The organism is Jeotgalibacillus alimentarius (assembly GCF_000829445.1).
GTDB classification, from domain to species: Bacteria; Bacillota; Bacilli; order Bacillales; family Jeotgalibacillaceae; genus Jeotgalibacillus; species Jeotgalibacillus alimentarius.
On record NZ_JXRQ01000008.1, the window covers coordinates 262095 to 277210 of the forward strand.

The window sequence follows — 15116 nt, forward strand, 5'->3', positions numbered from 1 at the left end:
AATCTGAACGACTTCCAATTAAAATGATAAGCTTGCTCTCTGTTGAACAACTCCCTGTACTAACCGCAATGTAAGGGTCGAAAACAATTAACAGGCGGCTTACCATTTTCGATCCTCATTCAGCTGCCTCAACTTAACAACCCTCGTCGCCACACGCTCCACAAATACATGATCATGCTCCACAAATAACAGCGTTGGCTGGTAATCCTCAATCATTTTTTCAATCTGCTTCTGGTTATAGACATCCAAGTAATTCAGCGGCTCGTCCCACATATAGCATTCGGCTTCAGTGCCGAGCGATTTGGCGAGCTCGACTTTCTTTTTCTGGCCTTCACTCATTTCTTCGATTGGTACATTGAATACATCCCGGGTGAATCCGAGAATACGCAGGTTATTGAGAAACAGGGTATAGTCAATTCCCTGTGTTTCAGCAAAGTCCTTAAGCGTGCCGGTATGTGAAGCGGTCTGGGATACAGTGCTTACTGTCAGGCCCTGAGGAATCAGTACTTCTCCGCTGACCGTCACACCTTTTGCCATGCCCTGCAGATAGTTGAGCAGGGTGGTTTTGCCGGAACCATTTGGCCCGGTGATCGCGAGCTGCTCACCCTGAAAGAGTTCAAAGGTGATTGGCTCAAATAGTGGCTCATCCCCGTAGCTCAGTGTGAAATTCTTTACCCGCAGTACGGGATTTCTGTGGCTGCTGACACAATTGATCGTTAAGTCACTGATTTTTTCGATGTTTTTAAGCAGCTTTTTCTTTTCTTCGATTTTGGCATTGGTCCGCTGTTCAATCGCTTTCCCACGCTTCATCATCCGCTTGGCAATCGCATTTCCAAACGGGTCATTGCCGGACGGCTTCTCGCGCTGCTGACCCCAGTCAACTTTCTCTTTTGCAGATTGTTCAATGCGTGCGATCTCGGATTTTAAGGATTTATTCTGATCGAGCTCGAACTGATCCTGCCGTTCCTTCTGCTCCTCATACGTTGAAAAATTTCCGTGATAGAGTGCCACCTGACTGCGTTCAATGACGAGTGTATGATCAATGACTGTATCTAGAAAATGTCTGTCATGGCTGACGACGATATAGCCCTGCTTCTTTTGCAGGTAACGGGCCAGCTGCTTACGTCCCTGCAGATCAAGATGGTTGGTCGGTTCATCAAGCAGTGCAAACCGGTTCTCCTCACAGAACAACGCTGCAAGCATAACGCGCGTCTGTTCTCCGCCTGAGAGCTGGGAGAACGGCTCCCAGACAATTTCTTTATTCATCCCAAGTAGCTGACATTCCCGCTCAAGCCTCCACACTTCAAGTGGCATGACCTCATCAATTGCAGTATAGACAGGGCTTTCAGGGCTCCGGATTGGAAGAGGGAAGTAGACAAACGCAAGGTCTGTCACAATCTCTCCTTCGTAACCCAGCTGACCCATCAGGAGCCTGAGCAGTGTGGTTTTACCGCGGCCGTTGCGACCTGCAAGCCCGAACCGCCACTTATCATCAAGCGTGAATGACACATCCTCAAAGAGGGGCTGGTCCAGTAAATCATAGCTAAAGTGTATATGTTTTAATTCAATCGGCATACATTAACCTCCAGTCTGGATGAGTTGAATGTACACGCATCTTTTTCAAAAAAATCCTCCCGCAGCGGCGGAAGGATAAGTGTGTATGCATAAATAAGCCTTTATCGTAAAGGAATAGATATGTGCAGACTGATCCTATTTTTCGTAAAAATGCGTATACATTTTGACGTATAAAATAGAATTAGTTAATCATCTGCCATCCATCATCCCTTCTTGTGAGTTAGGTACAGTATAGAACATGAAATCAGGAGAATCAAACAGGATTAAGCGATGCTGTAAAAATCCTGCTCATAAAAAAGCCTCATCCATGGTTTTATTTGGTATTATAATTGAAAATTGTTTTATATAAATAGAAATTGGATGGCAGGTGAAAAGAATGGGAGAGATACATAGGTTAAACCCAGTCCAGGCAGCTAATCATTTTGTTCATAAACATTTTCCGGATTGTGAAGGCGCTCTTTTAGCCGGGAGTGTAGTGAGGGGAGAAGCAACAGAGACATCAGATCTTGATATTGTGATTTTCGATAAAAGTCTCAGTTCAGCATATAGAGAATCTTTAATCGACTTTGGTTGGCCGATCGAGGTCTTTGTCTATAACTTAACCTCTTATAAGCCTTTCTTTGAAGATGATTGCAAAAGAGCCAGACCTTCTTTACCAAGGATGGTGTCAGAAGGCATTATTATGAAAGACACGGGTGTAATTGATGCCATAAAAAAAGAAGCTCAGGAATTACTGGATAAGGGTCCGGCAAAATGGACAGCAGATACGATAGACACTAAACGATACTTTATTACGGATACGCTTGACGATTTTGTTGGTTCATCAAATAGAACTGAAGAAATATTTATTGCTAATACCCTTGCTGAATTAGTCAGTGAATTCGTTTTGAGAACAAATTGCAAATGGACGGGCGCATCAAAATGGACAGTACGTTCATTAAGGCATTATGACGAAGGGTTCGCAAATGATTTTGTGGAGGCATTTGATCTCTTTTATAAGACGGGTGACAAGAGACAAGTGATACAACTGGCAGATCATGTACTGGAACCTTTTGGCGGGAAGTTGTTTAATGGTTTTTCACTGGGAAAAAAGTGAATCTTGTTTTTGTGTGAATGATTTTTAATGATGAGTACAGTCGTTTATGATTGAACGGCTGTTTTGATATAGCATGATCTCTTCTGATCGTTGTATGCAATTTCTATCTCCGTAACTCCCAATGATACGGTGTGAAGCGACCAAACCCTCATCACAGAAAGGTGTTTTCTATGAAGCGGTTTAGCACAATTTCCGCTTTATGGACTCTGAAAAGCAAATGCTCCTACAAAAGTAAATATAATGCTAAAAAGAAGCAATATAGTGCTTAAAACCAGCAACAATGCTTTATACTTCATTTTTTTAGACATAATGGCAAGCACGAAAGCTACTGTACTATAAAGTATTAAAAATAAAAACGTTACAGGACCAAGGTAACCGAAGGACAAGATTTTCGCAACGACTTGCTCGTTAAGAATTGATCCTAATAACAAAGTTCCGATTACGATAAAAATGAGCGATAAAGCAGAATAAATGTTTTTCATCAAACTCCTCCAGTGTTTTCTAGTATTTTGAATGACTAACAATTATGAGGCGTATGTCTCTATCTCATTTCAAACCGTGAAGCGGTGTGAACAAAGGGCTGAATTAAAAAACACTATTAATCGTAATTTTATTTTGCAGTAGCAATTCAGATAAAGGAATGTCATCGATTTTTGCTGAGGCCAAAAAAGACAGATCACTCACACTGAAATAGTCACTTAACTGAAGCTCGCCCACCCATAATGCTCTGCCCTCTGCATAATGAGAGATAAAATATGTTGCTCCCTGATAGTCGAATTCAATCTCTCTTCCCTGTTTCAAATAAAACAAAAATTGATCATAGCTAATCCTTGACCCTGCAGGCAGGTCCTCGAAGTCTTGTTCTCTGTACATGACATTTCCCCCTAATCTCCAATGATGATAAACACAATTTCCATTTAACCCCTCAAATGCAAAAGGTTTTCAGTTATAATAGTAAGAATAGTATGACATATTTTCGGGAGAAAAAGAAAAGGGGATTCATATGTATATAGATATGTTCGAGAAGATTGTTGATGTGATGCACCATGACTATTCCGGGTTTCTTGATAAAAAAGGATGGGACCAGCCTGAATTATTCAGAAAGAAGGTAGAGGCACTTGACCCTTCTGCTTCGGCGTCACGTGCTGCCTTTACAGCCATTGTGAAGGATTATTTACTCGATTTCAGAGATAAGCACGTTTCATTTACTGTGGCTGATCAGAATGGAAGTCCCGCTGAGTGGGCTGGTTTTCGAGTGAGAAGATATCGGGATTTCCTGTACATCACCGAGTCTGAGGATACGCGTTTTCAATCAGGGGATAAAATCATTTCAGTAGATAGGGAACGCATTCCTGAGGCAGCTGATACATATGCAAGGCAGCTTTATCAGGAAAAAGTGGCGCGGCAGGACTGGAATCCGGTTATGCTTTTGGCTGGAGAAATAGAAGTGGAACATAGATCAGGGGAACGGGCAGTTTATGAGATACATAGAAAGAAAAACCGGTGTATACGCCTGAATATTCCTCAAAAGAAATTGAGCCTGGCATTCATCTGATTAAGCTGACTGATTTTGCGGATCCGGATGCTGTGTATCAACTGTTCAAAAAGCATGAAGAAGCCTATCAGTCTGCTAAGGCATTAATTTTTGATTATGAAAATAAAATACCCGGTAATAGCGATTGGAATTGCGACTATACTGTCGTTTTTAGACTTCGTTGTAAATGTAGACGGCATCGTGACATACGTGGCTATGGCAGAGGTGGTTTTAGTTCTGTTATATGTATTAGACAAAATCAGTTTTTTGGAAAAAGAAATTTCTGCAAAACTAGGTATACTGCTATTTTGTACTGTGCCTGTATTTTCTTTCTTAATCTATGTGATGAGATAAAGAGTGCTTTCAAATCAATAAACAACCATATTCATTTTCTTCATACTAAAGTTACAAACAATGCTTACACTAATATAATCTCCTAATTATTTGTAATGAATTTTAGGTTATGGTACTATAACCTAAACCTAAATAAAGGAGAGATAAATTATGACACCGATTATTAAAATTGATTTAACAGATGAAGAATATGAGAGATTGCAGGAGAAAGCATTCAGTGAAAAGTACCCTTCGATTAAAGAGTATATATTCAAATTGCTGTTCAATGAATCACCAAGCTATGACTACGAAAAGCTCTTATGGCAAGTAAAAACTGGTATTGAAGATATGGAAACTGGTGAACGTTTTTTAATCAGTGATCTGATTAATGAAATGGTATGGACTAAGATTCCTTTGAATGTACGTAAAAACTTAGGGCGGATGGTTGTCTATTCAGTTAATAATGGAACAGATTTTAAAAACATTGTTCCTGATGGGAAAGACTCTCAGGGTGTTCAATTGTATAAAAAGCTGGATTGATAGCTGTAAAACAATTTTAGATTTAAAAACAGCCGATTAAAAAGAACGGAGTGGATGCTCTTGGATGAGCAGGCAGTCAGACTTTCTCTGTTAATAGGTACTGTCATCATATTCGTGATGATTTCAATCTTTGTTAAGAAAAAGATGAGGATTTTTTTAGCGGGATTGATGGTTGTGTGTAGTTGCCTTCACGGTGAATGAATTAACACTGGATCAAAGAATCAGTGAAGCGTATACCGAATATGAACAACTGGTTGAGGAGCATCTGGACCGGACATACCCGGGAGAAGAATGGGAAATCACATACGATCGTACAGAACTGAGTGAATTGTGGGGACATGAACTCTATGTTGTTTTTGAGAATGAACCAGATGTGACATACGCTTACACCATAGATGATGGAGAAGTCATACAGGCTTATGCGAGCACAGAGGAATATTACGAGGACTACAAACATTAACAATGATATCTAATGTACTCATGAACCATATCTTTTTACAGAGAGGAAGATCACACCATGAAAGAAACGCACTTTTCAATCCATATCCATGCTTCAAGAGAACGTGTCTGGAAGATTCTCTGGGATGATGAGACATTCCGGGATTGGGCTGATCTGATTGATGAAGGTACGTATATGAAGGGTCTCCTGCAAGAAGGACAGACGGTCGAATTCATCTCCTCTGTAAACGGCTATGGTGTAACGAGTCTGGTAGAGAAACTGCGTCCTCATGAGTATATATCATTCAGACATAGCACTGACACAAAAGAAACCGGACAGCAGGAACGGGAGCAGGAGTGGACTGGCGGTAGGGAGAGCTATACTCTTACAGAAGAAAACGGTGGTACGCTTCTGGTTATAAAAACTGATATTCCAAAAGAACAGGAAGAGACGTTTGCGGTTAGGCTGCCGCAGGCACTGGAGCGGATTAAGGAGTTAGCGGAAGAAGAGTGAGCTTATTGTTATGAGCGATACAAAACTACATTTCTAAGGAGATGACTGTATGAAGTTAGGTCTAAAAAGAAATGAAGTACGATTAGTGGATTACACGACGGAATGGAAAGAAGAGTTTGAGAGGGTCAAAAAAGACATAGCAGTACATACGCCTCTTGAAGGGAATCGTGTTGAACACATTGGGAGCACGGCGATTGAGGGCATGTCAGCAAAACCTATTTTAGATATCGCAGCAGGCGTGGATAATCTGCAGGATGTTGATGAAGCGATCATGAGCGGTTTTAAGGAGATCGGGTTTTTCCGGTTGAAAGTTGAGAGGCCCGGAGAGATTGTCTTTGCGAGATTCACTGATACAACCTATCAGGAAAAAACACATTATATCCATCTGGTTGAATTTGAAGGTGAGCTTTGGAACAATTTAATTTTCTTCAGAGATTATCTGAATGGAAATGAGACGGCACGAAAACAGTATGAAGATCTTAAATTAGACTACCTGAAGCATTCATCAGCAGGAATTACAGAATACACGGATCATAAAGAAGCGTTTGTTAAAGATGTTTTTAAAAAAAGAACGGTTTAAAAATAACGGGCGCGTAACTGATCAGCCATTCGGTGATTGAATGACTGACCAGTTACGTGCCTGATTTTTTACAAACTCAAAAACTTTTTAACACACTACGTCGTCTATTAATGTGAAAGGGGGCACTGAAGTGGATGAATGTATAGCAGAGGTGTTTGAAACGGAAGATAAAGCGGCGATGATTGATGAGATCATGAACCGATATGGGCAGGAGATTCTGCAGCTTGTGTATTCGTACGTACATAACAAAGAAATCGCTGAGGACCTGACTCAGGATATATTCGTGAAGTGTTATCAGTCTCTTCATACATACAAAGGGCATGCGAAGCTGCGCACATGGTTATGGAGAATTACGATTAACCATTGCAAAGACTACGTAAAAAGCTGGTATCACAAAAAGGTGATCATCACAGAAAAAGAAGCTGAATTCACAGGTGTCCGGAGTGACGATATAGAAGAGGCTGTGATTCGTAATGAAGAGGATCACGTGCTTGCTGCAGCGGTGATGAACTTACCGGTTCAATACCGTGAAGTGATCTACCTGTTTTACTTTGAGGAATTGCCCATTAAAGAGATTGGACAGTTAATTGACGTAAAAGAAAATACAGTGAAAACAAGACTCAGAAGGGCGAAGGAACTTTTGAGGGAAGGATTGGAGGAATAACGAGATGGAAGACCGGTTGAAAGGGCTGCGGAAATCTATGAAACAGACCACCTTTAGACAGATGGATTTTTCCGATCAGCTTCGTAAAAGGGTACATGAAAAAATCACCCAGTCTCATGAACGTGAAGAAGATATTCTATTAGCGGTCTTACAGCTTCTGGGCAGCGAAAAGACGGGCTACGATTTGTCCCAGCTGCTGCGCGGGAGGGGCATCCAGTCTTTTGGGAGAAATGAAGGTGCATTGTATACGCTGCTGCACCGCATGGAACAGGACCACTTGATCCATTCCGGCTGGGATCATGACGGCGCGAAATATTATCAGCTGACCAATAAAGGTAGGAAAGTGCTGCAAAAATCAGAGAAAGCTGCTGGTAAGAAACAATTTGGACTGAAAGAACTGACACAGGAGTGAGAGGACAGTGAACAATAAAGGAGATCACTTTTTAAAAGAAGTCACCAATCATATTAAATCAAAGGAAGCCAGAGACTTTGTGACAGCAGAATTGACATTTCATCTGAAAAAGGCAAAGGGCTTCTGGCAGGAAAAAGGATTAAGTGATGACACAGCGGAAGAGAAGGCGGTCGAACAGATGGGCAGCCCCGTTAAGCTTGGACAGGAGCTGAATAAGCTGCATAAGCCTAAAGTGGACTGGATGCTGATTGTATTGCTCACAGCTTCAATGGGACTTGGTTTCTTACCGATAATCACACTGGATTATACAGAAGCTTTTCTAATGCAGAAGATCATCATTGTACTGCTTGGTGTTGCGGCAGCAGTTGGTATGATGCTGTTTGATTACCGGAGGATCGAGCGGTTTGGGTGGGTGTTTTACATACTTGGCGCATGTCTTTTACTTACGATAAGATATTTTCCAACGACGATGATCAATGGACAGGCTTATTTGCAATTTGGAATCATTACACTTGAAAGCTTAATGGCACTCCCGTTCTTTTTTCTCGCCTGGGCATCTTTTCTAAACAATTCAAAAATGAAGATATGGCATCTCGCACTGTTGTTTATCTTCTCACTCTATCTATTCTTTTCTATCCCGAACCTTTCAACTGCCTTGATCTATACAGTGATGGTGTTTGTGATGTTATGGTGGAGCCAATTCAGTAAGAAAACGGTGCTGTTGATGACGGCTGTTCCATTTGTATTAACTGCAGCATCAGGGGTGTTGTTCTTTTTGACAGCAGACGCATATCAAATGCAAAGGCTCCTTGGGTTTTTGAGCCCCGAAAAGTACGAAGATGGTGCAGGCTATCTATATCTTCGTCTGGAGGGGGCTTTCTCATCAGCGGGCTGGTTTGGTACGACCGGAGGTTTTGAGTTCATTCCATCTGGACACACTGACTATGTCTTTGCCACCATGACCTTCTACTATGGTTATGTATTAGCGGTTTTTCTTGTTTTGATATTCTCACTTTTCGCCGTGAGAATGATCATGATTTCCCGCCATATGAACAGTTCATTTGGCAAGCTGCTTCTCACGGGAAGTATGACGCTTTTCATTGTTCAGTTTGTCTATAATATCGCCATGATGCTTGGACTGCTGCCACTTACGTCAATCTCACTGCCTTTTATCAGCTACGGACTGATGCCAACGCTGTTTAATGCCTTTTTGATTGGGATTGTATTAAGTGTGTACCGCCGTAAAAGTCTGATATCAGGGAGTTTTGCATAGTTTCAAAATAGATGAGCTGGATCTGAAACGTAACGTATGAAGGAATAGTACGTTACGTTTTTTCAGATCAGAAGAAAAATAATCATACTGACAAATACATAGGACACGACTAGCGTTAACCCTATGCGTTTCACAAAGCTTTTTTCCCCATTACTTTGCTTGCTGTCTTTGTATAACCTGATCACACCATAGACGGCGACCAGGATTGCAACGACTGTCAGCAGGTTGTATCCCATCCGCTTCACCTCATTCTTTTACACATTAGCATAATAGTAATAGCCCAGACCCATGATCAGAAAAAAACTAAGCATGACTAAACTGTTTCCGATGATTAACAACAGGCTTTTTGATAAGACTGCAAAAACCAGCCCTATTGCTCCGAGAAGAGGTGCGATTAGGGTAAGGGGAGTGCCGAAATCGAATATAAAATTCGGTATCCAGACGCCCAGACCCAACAGGAGAAATAAAATAGAAAACTTAAGATAGTTATTGTGATTCAAAATATCATCTCATTTCAATTATTTGTCTTCATTCTATATAATAATTTGTATGAATGATGTAATTTAAGCGTAAAAGCTTATGATGAAGAGGGTGATATATTGAAATATTACGGTGAAACTGTGCGTGCGATCAGACTTTCAAAAAGCTACAGCCAGTTTGATGTAAGTAGTGGAGCGATGCATCAGGCAAGCTATTCAAAATTTGAGCTGGGCCGCATTGAGCTGACCCAACAAAAGTTTAAAAGAATCCTGGATTCACTTGAGATGGATCTGGATGAATTTATGTATATTCATCATGACTATGATTTCCCTCCGCGGGAGAAAATCATCCATCTGTTCAACAGTCAGAAATTCATTGAAACTGAAGCACTGAATCAAATAGTGTCTCTGGCTGGAAACTATCTTAAAGCGCATGATGATCGGTACATTGAAGATCTGTATCATCTATCCAAAGGGCTGATTCTCATTAAAAATGAGGGAAGTTTTGAACCGGCCACAGCCTATGCAGAAAAAGTATGGGAAAGACTCCAAAAAGCAGATACCTGGTATTTGCATGACTTCAAACTGGTGGCGGTTATTTTGTTCTTGTTTCCTGTTAAAACTGCGATCTCCATTACCAGATTCGCACTGCAGCAGAGTAAAAAATATGATAACTATCCTGATTATAGAAAGCGATTTATTCCATTCAAATTTAATCTGGTGATGTTACTGATGAAAGAAGAGATGCTTGAAGAAGCCAATGCTTTAAATGAAGAAACGCTCGAAGAATTAAGGAAAGAACATGCTTACAGGCAGCTTGCACTCAGTTATCAGAGAAAAGGAATGATCAATCGATTGATGAGAAAATCGGATTCAGAAGATTTTATCCAAAAGGCGTCCGACATTGCGAGGGTGATGGATGATGAACAACTGATTAAACAATTGGATGAAGAAAGAAGTTTATTTACTCAATGAATAAGAGTAAGGAATATACTCAAGACAGGATACCTGTTGTGAGATCAACCGTAAAAGCTGGTGAAGCAATGAATAAGTTACATTTAAAATTTGAATTAGACCAAACATGCTATATAGAGCCAAAGCTGCTGAAGAAGAGAAATGGAAAACTCCTGGTTGATATTCAAGGCAGACTGGAAATTTTAGTGAATGGTCATGGTTTCTTCTCTGAGCCTTCTCTTGCCTTGCTTGAGTTTGGGATAGCTTTAAGGAAATGGGAACAGGAAAAGAATTTTAATTACTTTACGATTGAACATGATGAAAGAGAAGGTCCGATTTTAGCCTTTATTAAACGGGAAGAAAATCAATGGTCTTTATTTTCAATCTGGCAGGATTACGAATTAGCTGAATCACTAACTGATGATGTAATCAGTGGGGCTGTAGATTCATTTTTAAACAGGTTAGACAAAGCATTGATCAGCAATTACGGGATTAAAATTGATGATTTTATTACATAGATATCATCTTTCTTTTTGATAACTGTCAGTGATGCATATTGAGTTGATAAAAGGAATGGCTTTCAAAAACTAAAATGTATATCTCCATTTATATGAGTAAACAGGAGACAGCGCAGCAGGAGACGAATAAAAGTGGTCAAGCTCAGCAAATTTAAAATTAACTTTGATATTCATCAAGAAACGCCTTATTTTCAGGTCCCAAAAGATCAAAGAATTAGATTTGGTATGGAAGATCTGAGTGTTTCTAAAATAAAAAACGTTATAGAGTCTGTTTTTCAAACAGGTGACACGATTAATCTTATTTTTGTATCTGCATACATTGTCAATCATAAGCGCTATTCTTCAAATTCGAAGATTGGGAAGTATATACATATTCAAAATTGGCGGGAAGTTATTGTTACAAATCCCTCTTTAAGAGACAGCACGATATATACAACGATCAGTCATTTAGATCTTTATGACATAGTGAAATACTGTATCTCTATTTTTCGAGGACAAAAGCAGGCATATATTTCATTTTATAATCATGATTTTTTATTATATGTGAATAATGATGTGATCGATATTATCTCTCATGATATAAAGAAAATAGAAGAATTAAAAAAACAATACACAGGGGTTTTTAATACGTTTTATGAATAGTTCTGGGGCGCGGGCTGCGTGGTTGAAAGCCATTTATACAAATGGTCGGTAGATGTCGATTCAGGTGGCGTCATGAATATGATGATGGCTTAAAAGGGAGTTGGTTCAGATAGAATTATTAGCATTATACTATAAAAAATATACTGGCACTGTGCAGGCGTCAGATTATATAGACTGGGCACAGCATCATTTATATCTTGATGACAGTGAAATCAAAAAGTTAGCAGGTATGAGTCTAAAAGAACTTGTCAATCTATTTGAAATTGAAAAGATGTTTGATGATGCCATGAAGAGTCTTCAATTGAAAGCGCCTTCTGAAGAAGAATGTGCGAATGCTTATATAAAGGGACTGCACTCAAAATTGTTAATGCCTGTTCTTCATGCTGATCAGATTGCAAAAGAGATCTATCGATGCACCATCGCACATGAATTTTTTGAGGAGCAGGTGAGGTGGCAGGATGTCAGTGACATGATTGATGATTTTCAGTATGGAGATAACGTAAACGGTTATACAACTGATCAAATAAATAGAATCATTACAACACACGCACGGAAGCTTTGGCATATGAAGCCTGAAGAAGTAGACTTTACAAGCCTCTTAGGCCAAAAGATTACTGATGTTGATTCAGATATTCATTTCATCATTCAATTGGAAAAAGGGGCAGTCATTATCGAGTGCCCATGGCGAATCCGTCACGCGGGAGGGATCTTACTGGGAGAGACAGACCTCCAGTCAAACCAGAGGGGATGGAAGGAAGTCAAAGAATTACTGGTTGGTAAAACCATTGAAGATGTGCAGTTATTTGAACAATGTCCACTGCTGATCGTGCAGTTTGATCATCTTTTTTTAGATGTGTTTCATGCCAGTGCATATTTTGATGGATGGACACTAACAGATGAAGATGACTTTTATCTATTTTCTATGCACGGTGGTGTCATTGCATAAGCAACTAAGCTATGTAAATCTCCTGCACGTCATACAATAAGGTGTCGTATGCCTTCTTTTAATCACGCCATTGCAGTGAGAACAGCGGAGATATTGTGAATCATCCTCAAGCGCATCATTCCAGCCTTTCGCCATAACCCGGCTGAGCAGGTTCATGGATTGTACATCGTACTTGAAGTAGATCCAGATACCGAATGCACAGATGAACAGAACGATCAGAATCATGTTAATCACTCCCGTTTTCTTATTGTACAGACGAATTATTTCTTTCTAACCTTCTAAAAATAAGATACAGGATCATTCCTATTGGACCTGTCACCAGCGTCATGATCCAGAAAATGTGCCTTTTTATTCCGGTAAAATAATGATCGGCATCATAGAAGACCCACATTGAAGCAATGAGAAAAATCGTGTATATGACCGCAAGTTCAATTTGATATCCGCTGAAATCAGTCTGGCTTGCCATATTCCAACCCAATGATCGGCCTCCTTACAAAGCAGGACTTTGATACAGTTATTCTTCAATTTGATCATATCATACATTTAATGGAATCTATTACTTATTATAGAATGATAAGTGTTTTAAAAAAGGAGGCATGCAAGTGATTAAACATGTTACGTTCAGAGCAAGTACAAAAGGAGAAGAAGCTGAAATCAGGCAGTCCTTTTCAATTGAAGAATTAAACCTTGAACCCGGGTTGAGTCAAAAAGAAGTTGAAGAGAAGATACATGAGTTGTTCGAAAGATGGGTACTGGATACGGTTTCGTTTTCAATTACGATTAATCGGAATGATGAGTGATTCAGAAAGGGAAGTAATACGTGAATCGCCTATTGATTGATTTGCGTATTACTTCCCATTCTTTTATTTACTCAAATTCTTTTTAAACACATAACTCACCTTGTCGTAATCCAATCTCTCCTCATAAAAACGGTGGGCATCCTCACGCTGCAGTCCTGAAGACAGGGCGACACTTTCATAATGATTCCCCTTTGCCCATTCATGAACGTAAGTGATCAGCTTTTCGCCATACCCATTTGATCGCTGACTTTGGTCAGTCACCAAATCACATACCCAGATAAACCGGCCGTAATACAGCGTAATCATTGGCTTGAAGCCAATCACAGAGACGATTTCTCCATCGCTATAAAATGCATACATTTCGTAGTGGTCTTTTTCGTGTGCTCCCCGCACTAATTCCAGATACGTATCCAGATCAAGGTGCGTACGAAGCTGCTTCATAACCGGAAAAGCGTCTGTCCATTCCTGTTCTGTCGTTAATTGTTTCACTTCTTCAGACATGTATATTCTCCTTTCAGCGTGACTGTCCCATTTATCTAATCAATCAGTGACTGAAATTTTCTGATGTTCTCCTGGTCCAACACATCATGATCATAAAAATGCTGGACATAGATACTGATAACCATCTCATTTTCGTCTGTCAGTTCAAGCTTTTGCAAGAGCCGATTAATCACAGCAGCAAGTGACTGTGGGTTCTGATAAAGTGTGTTCCATGCCTGTACCTGCAGCTCAATGTCATCGCTTAACAACGCCGGTTCAATTTGCTCTGAAGGCATTGGCTCATGAACGTGTGCGTAAGGATCTTCGAAAATATCAGTATAAATATAGCGGATCGGGTTGTCCTGTTCGGTGAATTCCGGTTCCAATCCATCTGTCAGAGAAATAGATTCATTGGCTAAAGGTGAGATGTAACGGTAGTGTTGATTCTCATTGAGCAGGCCAAGATATTCATGAATGGAGAGCCCATCAAGTTTTTCTTCATCTCTTAACTTTACATATTCCTTCGGGCGGAAGAAGCATTCGGCTTCCACTTCTGTAAAGCGGAGTGTCCACTGACTTTCAGGACTTTCAAACAACACTCTTAGCGCAAATTCATCTTCGCCTTTTTGAAGCTCATCATATATATACCATTGACCGGTCTGAAGTGGTTCATCTGCTTCTTCTGAGACGATGCCTTTGAAGGTGAGGATGATCAGTGATTTTTGGGAAAAGCCGCTATCAAGATCAATGGAGACCCGCAGTGTGTCATCTGCCCGTTCAATTCGCTGAATCACGCCATCATGCAGCGTATCTGTGAAAACGTCCGCGGCCTCTGCAGTTAAAAAAGCAGCAGCATTCTTCTTATTCTCATAGGCTGCATCCAGCTTTTGTTCAAAGGTGATCTCTGATTCGCGTATCCAGCGCAGGTAATCTTTTCGGACGTCATCAGGCAGCTCAGGCTGATTTAACTGTCCATTTTCAAGATAAGGAATAAAACGCTCCGGCAGTACCGTTTTTAATTCTTCGTTTACTTCATTCAGCTCTGAGGCATGCATCTCCCGCCTGGTAATCCCTTCCTCTTCACCCTCCCGCGACAGCATGTGCCATTCATCGTCTGATTCGGGAATCGGCAGCAACGTTTGCCTGCGGAACAATTCTTTTGCTGTCTTATCTATATTCCATGTATATGCTGAATCAATTGTCATGATCGTCGCTCCCTGCCATTTATCTGTTTCAGGTAGATGGGAAACCTATACAACAAATTTTAGGTCCGGGTAAAATTAAAGAGGTCATATTCGCCAAATTACAGATCACATCTGGTGAATTACCGGTCATAAA

General features: G+C 40.3%; 22 protein-coding genes. 14 read left to right on the plus strand and 8 right to left on the minus strand.

The window, feature by feature from the left end; translation table 11 throughout:
- Positions 1-99 precede the first annotated feature (99 nt).
- The gene (gene abc-f, locus KP77_RS02405) at positions 100-1575 is read right to left on the minus strand and encodes a ribosomal protection-like ABC-F family protein (RefSeq protein ID WP_041121116.1); all 1476 of its coding nucleotides are present in this window, start codon (positions 1573-1575) and stop codon (positions 100-102) included.
- Between the two features lie 376 nt (positions 1576-1951).
- Here abc-f and KP77_RS02410 point away from each other — a divergent pair, with 376 nt between their 5' ends.
- Positions 1952-2671 carry a nucleotidyltransferase domain-containing protein gene (locus KP77_RS02410; RefSeq protein WP_041121117.1) on the plus strand — a complete coding sequence of 240 codons (720 nt, stop codon included), beginning with the start codon at positions 1952-1954 and terminating at the stop codon, positions 2669-2671.
- Positions 2672-2868: 197 nt separating this feature from the next.
- Here KP77_RS02410 and KP77_RS02415 read toward each other — a convergent pair whose 3' ends face one another.
- Positions 2869-3153 carry a hypothetical protein gene (locus KP77_RS02415; RefSeq protein WP_041121118.1) on the minus strand — a complete coding sequence of 95 codons (285 nt, stop codon included), beginning with the start codon at positions 3151-3153 and terminating at the stop codon, positions 2869-2871.
- 103 nt (positions 3154-3256) lie between these two features.
- Positions 3257-3544 (minus strand): hypothetical protein, encoded by a 288-nt coding sequence (locus KP77_RS02420; RefSeq protein ID WP_041121119.1) that lies wholly within the window; start codon positions 3542-3544, stop codon positions 3257-3259.
- A gap of 130 nt (positions 3545-3674) precedes the next feature.
- Here KP77_RS02420 and KP77_RS02425 point away from each other — a divergent pair, with 130 nt between their 5' ends.
- From KP77_RS02425 to KP77_RS02465, 8 genes are all read left to right on the plus strand, one after another.
- Complete coding sequence (locus tag KP77_RS02425) at positions 3675-4226, plus strand: hypothetical protein (RefSeq protein WP_041121120.1); 552 nt, start codon at positions 3675-3677, stop codon at positions 4224-4226.
- A 483-nt stretch (positions 4227-4709) separates the two neighbouring features.
- A complete protein-coding gene (locus KP77_RS02435) occupies positions 4710-5078 on the plus strand; it encodes a DUF1413 domain-containing protein (protein ID WP_041121122.1) in 369 nt (122 codons plus the stop codon).
- A 172-nt stretch (positions 5079-5250) separates the two neighbouring features.
- Positions 5251-5538 carry a hypothetical protein gene (locus tag KP77_RS02440; RefSeq protein ID WP_041121123.1) on the plus strand — a complete coding sequence of 96 codons (288 nt, stop codon included), beginning with the start codon at positions 5251-5253 and terminating at the stop codon, positions 5536-5538.
- A 57-nt stretch (positions 5539-5595) separates the two neighbouring features.
- Positions 5596-6030, plus strand: a complete 435-nt coding sequence (locus tag KP77_RS02445; RefSeq protein WP_041121124.1) for an SRPBCC family protein — start codon at positions 5596-5598, stop codon at positions 6028-6030.
- A gap of 49 nt (positions 6031-6079) precedes the next feature.
- Positions 6080-6610 (plus strand): GrpB family protein, encoded by a 531-nt coding sequence (locus tag KP77_RS02450; protein WP_041121125.1) that lies wholly within the window; start codon positions 6080-6082, stop codon positions 6608-6610.
- A gap of 130 nt (positions 6611-6740) precedes the next feature.
- On the plus strand, positions 6741-7274 hold the full coding sequence (locus tag KP77_RS02455) for a sigma-70 family RNA polymerase sigma factor (protein WP_041121126.1): 534 nt from the start codon (positions 6741-6743) through the stop codon (positions 7272-7274).
- A gap of 4 nt (positions 7275-7278) precedes the next feature.
- A complete protein-coding gene (locus KP77_RS02460) occupies positions 7279-7686 on the plus strand; it encodes a PadR family transcriptional regulator (protein ID WP_041121127.1) in 408 nt (135 codons plus the stop codon).
- A 7-nt stretch (positions 7687-7693) separates the two neighbouring features.
- Entirely contained in the window at positions 7694-8959 is a 1266-nt protein-coding gene (locus tag KP77_RS02465; RefSeq protein ID WP_041121128.1) for an FtsW/RodA/SpoVE family cell cycle protein, read from the plus strand.
- Positions 8960-9021: 62 nt separating this feature from the next.
- Here KP77_RS02465 and KP77_RS18050 read toward each other — a convergent pair whose 3' ends face one another.
- Positions 9022-9195, minus strand: coding sequence for a hypothetical protein (locus tag KP77_RS18050; protein WP_160289492.1), 174 nt, complete (start codon positions 9193-9195; stop codon positions 9022-9024).
- A 363-nt stretch (positions 9196-9558) separates the two neighbouring features.
- Between KP77_RS18050 and KP77_RS02475 the strand changes: the two genes are divergently transcribed.
- The 4 genes from KP77_RS02475 (at position 9559) to KP77_RS02490 (ending at position 12498) form a co-directional block, all read left to right on the plus strand.
- Positions 9559-10413: an Rgg/GadR/MutR family transcriptional regulator gene (locus tag KP77_RS02475; protein ID WP_041121130.1), complete on the plus strand. Its 855-nt coding sequence runs from the start codon at positions 9559-9561 to the stop codon at positions 10411-10413.
- Positions 10410-10910: a DUF7878 domain-containing protein gene (locus KP77_RS02480; RefSeq protein WP_041121131.1), complete on the plus strand. Its 501-nt coding sequence runs from the start codon at positions 10410-10412 to the stop codon at positions 10908-10910. Before KP77_RS02475 ends, KP77_RS02480 begins: the two co-directional genes overlap by 4 nt.
- 132 nt (positions 10911-11042) lie before the next feature.
- On the plus strand, positions 11043-11552 hold the full coding sequence (locus KP77_RS02485; RefSeq protein ID WP_052473921.1) for a hypothetical protein: 510 nt from the start codon (positions 11043-11045) through the stop codon (positions 11550-11552).
- A 100-nt stretch (positions 11553-11652) separates the two neighbouring features.
- Entirely contained in the window at positions 11653-12498 is an 846-nt protein-coding gene (locus KP77_RS02490; RefSeq protein WP_235420645.1) for a hypothetical protein, read from the plus strand.
- A gap of 9 nt (positions 12499-12507) precedes the next feature.
- On the opposite strand, the gene KP77_RS02495 is transcribed toward KP77_RS02490, so the two are convergent.
- Both KP77_RS02495 and KP77_RS02500 read right to left on the minus strand, forming a co-directional pair.
- Complete coding sequence (locus KP77_RS02495) at positions 12508-12723, minus strand: hypothetical protein (protein ID WP_041121132.1); 216 nt, start codon at positions 12721-12723, stop codon at positions 12508-12510.
- Between the two features lie 19 nt (positions 12724-12742).
- Positions 12743-12976 (minus strand): hypothetical protein, encoded by a 234-nt coding sequence (locus tag KP77_RS02500; RefSeq protein ID WP_041121133.1) that lies wholly within the window; start codon positions 12974-12976, stop codon positions 12743-12745.
- 124 nt (positions 12977-13100) lie between these two features.
- Between KP77_RS02500 and KP77_RS02505 the strand changes: the two genes are divergently transcribed.
- Positions 13101-13298, plus strand: a complete 198-nt coding sequence (locus KP77_RS02505) for a hypothetical protein (RefSeq protein WP_041121134.1) — start codon at positions 13101-13103, stop codon at positions 13296-13298.
- A 63-nt stretch (positions 13299-13361) separates the two neighbouring features.
- Here KP77_RS02505 and KP77_RS02510 read toward each other — a convergent pair whose 3' ends face one another.
- Both KP77_RS02510 and KP77_RS02515 read right to left on the minus strand, forming a co-directional pair.
- Positions 13362-13799, minus strand: a complete 438-nt coding sequence (locus tag KP77_RS02510; protein ID WP_041121135.1) for a GNAT family N-acetyltransferase — start codon at positions 13797-13799, stop codon at positions 13362-13364.
- A gap of 35 nt (positions 13800-13834) precedes the next feature.
- Positions 13835-14983: a DUF4085 family protein gene (locus tag KP77_RS02515; RefSeq protein ID WP_041121136.1), complete on the minus strand. Its 1149-nt coding sequence runs from the start codon at positions 14981-14983 to the stop codon at positions 13835-13837.
- Between the last annotated feature and the right edge of the window lie 133 nt (positions 14984-15116).

Excerpts from the sequence above, each read along its gene's own strand:
- abc-f (WP_041121116.1), bottom strand. The coding sequence starts at position 1,575 with ATGCCGATTGAATTAAAACATATACACTTTAGCTATGATTTACTGGAC.
- KP77_RS02410 (WP_041121117.1), top strand. The coding sequence starts at position 1,952 with ATGGGAGAGATACATAGGTTAAACCCAGTCCAGGCAGCTAATCATTTT.
- KP77_RS02415 (WP_041121118.1), bottom strand. The coding sequence starts at position 3,153 with ATGAAAAACATTTATTCTGCTTTATCGCTCATTTTTATCGTAATCGGA.
- KP77_RS02420 (WP_041121119.1), bottom strand. The coding sequence starts at position 3,544 with ATGTACAGAGAACAAGACTTCGAGGACCTGCCTGCAGGGTCAAGGATT.
- KP77_RS02425 (WP_041121120.1), top strand. The coding sequence starts at position 3,675 with ATGTATATAGATATGTTCGAGAAGATTGTTGATGTGATGCACCATGAC.
- KP77_RS02435 (WP_041121122.1), top strand. The coding sequence starts at position 4,710 with ATGACACCGATTATTAAAATTGATTTAACAGATGAAGAATATGAGAGA.
- KP77_RS02445 (WP_041121124.1), top strand. The coding sequence starts at position 5,596 with ATGAAAGAAACGCACTTTTCAATCCATATCCATGCTTCAAGAGAACGT.
- KP77_RS02450 (WP_041121125.1), top strand. The coding sequence starts at position 6,080 with ATGAAGTTAGGTCTAAAAAGAAATGAAGTACGATTAGTGGATTACACG.
- KP77_RS02460 (WP_041121127.1), top strand. The coding sequence starts at position 7,279 with ATGGAAGACCGGTTGAAAGGGCTGCGGAAATCTATGAAACAGACCACC.
- KP77_RS18050 (WP_160289492.1), bottom strand. The coding sequence starts at position 9,195 with ATGGGATACAACCTGCTGACAGTCGTTGCAATCCTGGTCGCCGTCTAT.
- KP77_RS02480 (WP_041121131.1), top strand. The coding sequence starts at position 10,410 with ATGAATAAGAGTAAGGAATATACTCAAGACAGGATACCTGTTGTGAGA.
- KP77_RS02495 (WP_041121132.1), bottom strand. The coding sequence starts at position 12,723 with ATGATTCTGATCGTTCTGTTCATCTGTGCATTCGGTATCTGGATCTAC.
- KP77_RS02510 (WP_041121135.1), bottom strand. The coding sequence starts at position 13,799 with ATGTCTGAAGAAGTGAAACAATTAACGACAGAACAGGAATGGACAGAC.
- KP77_RS02515 (WP_041121136.1), bottom strand. The coding sequence starts at position 14,983 with ATGACAATTGATTCAGCATATACATGGAATATAGATAAGACAGCAAAA.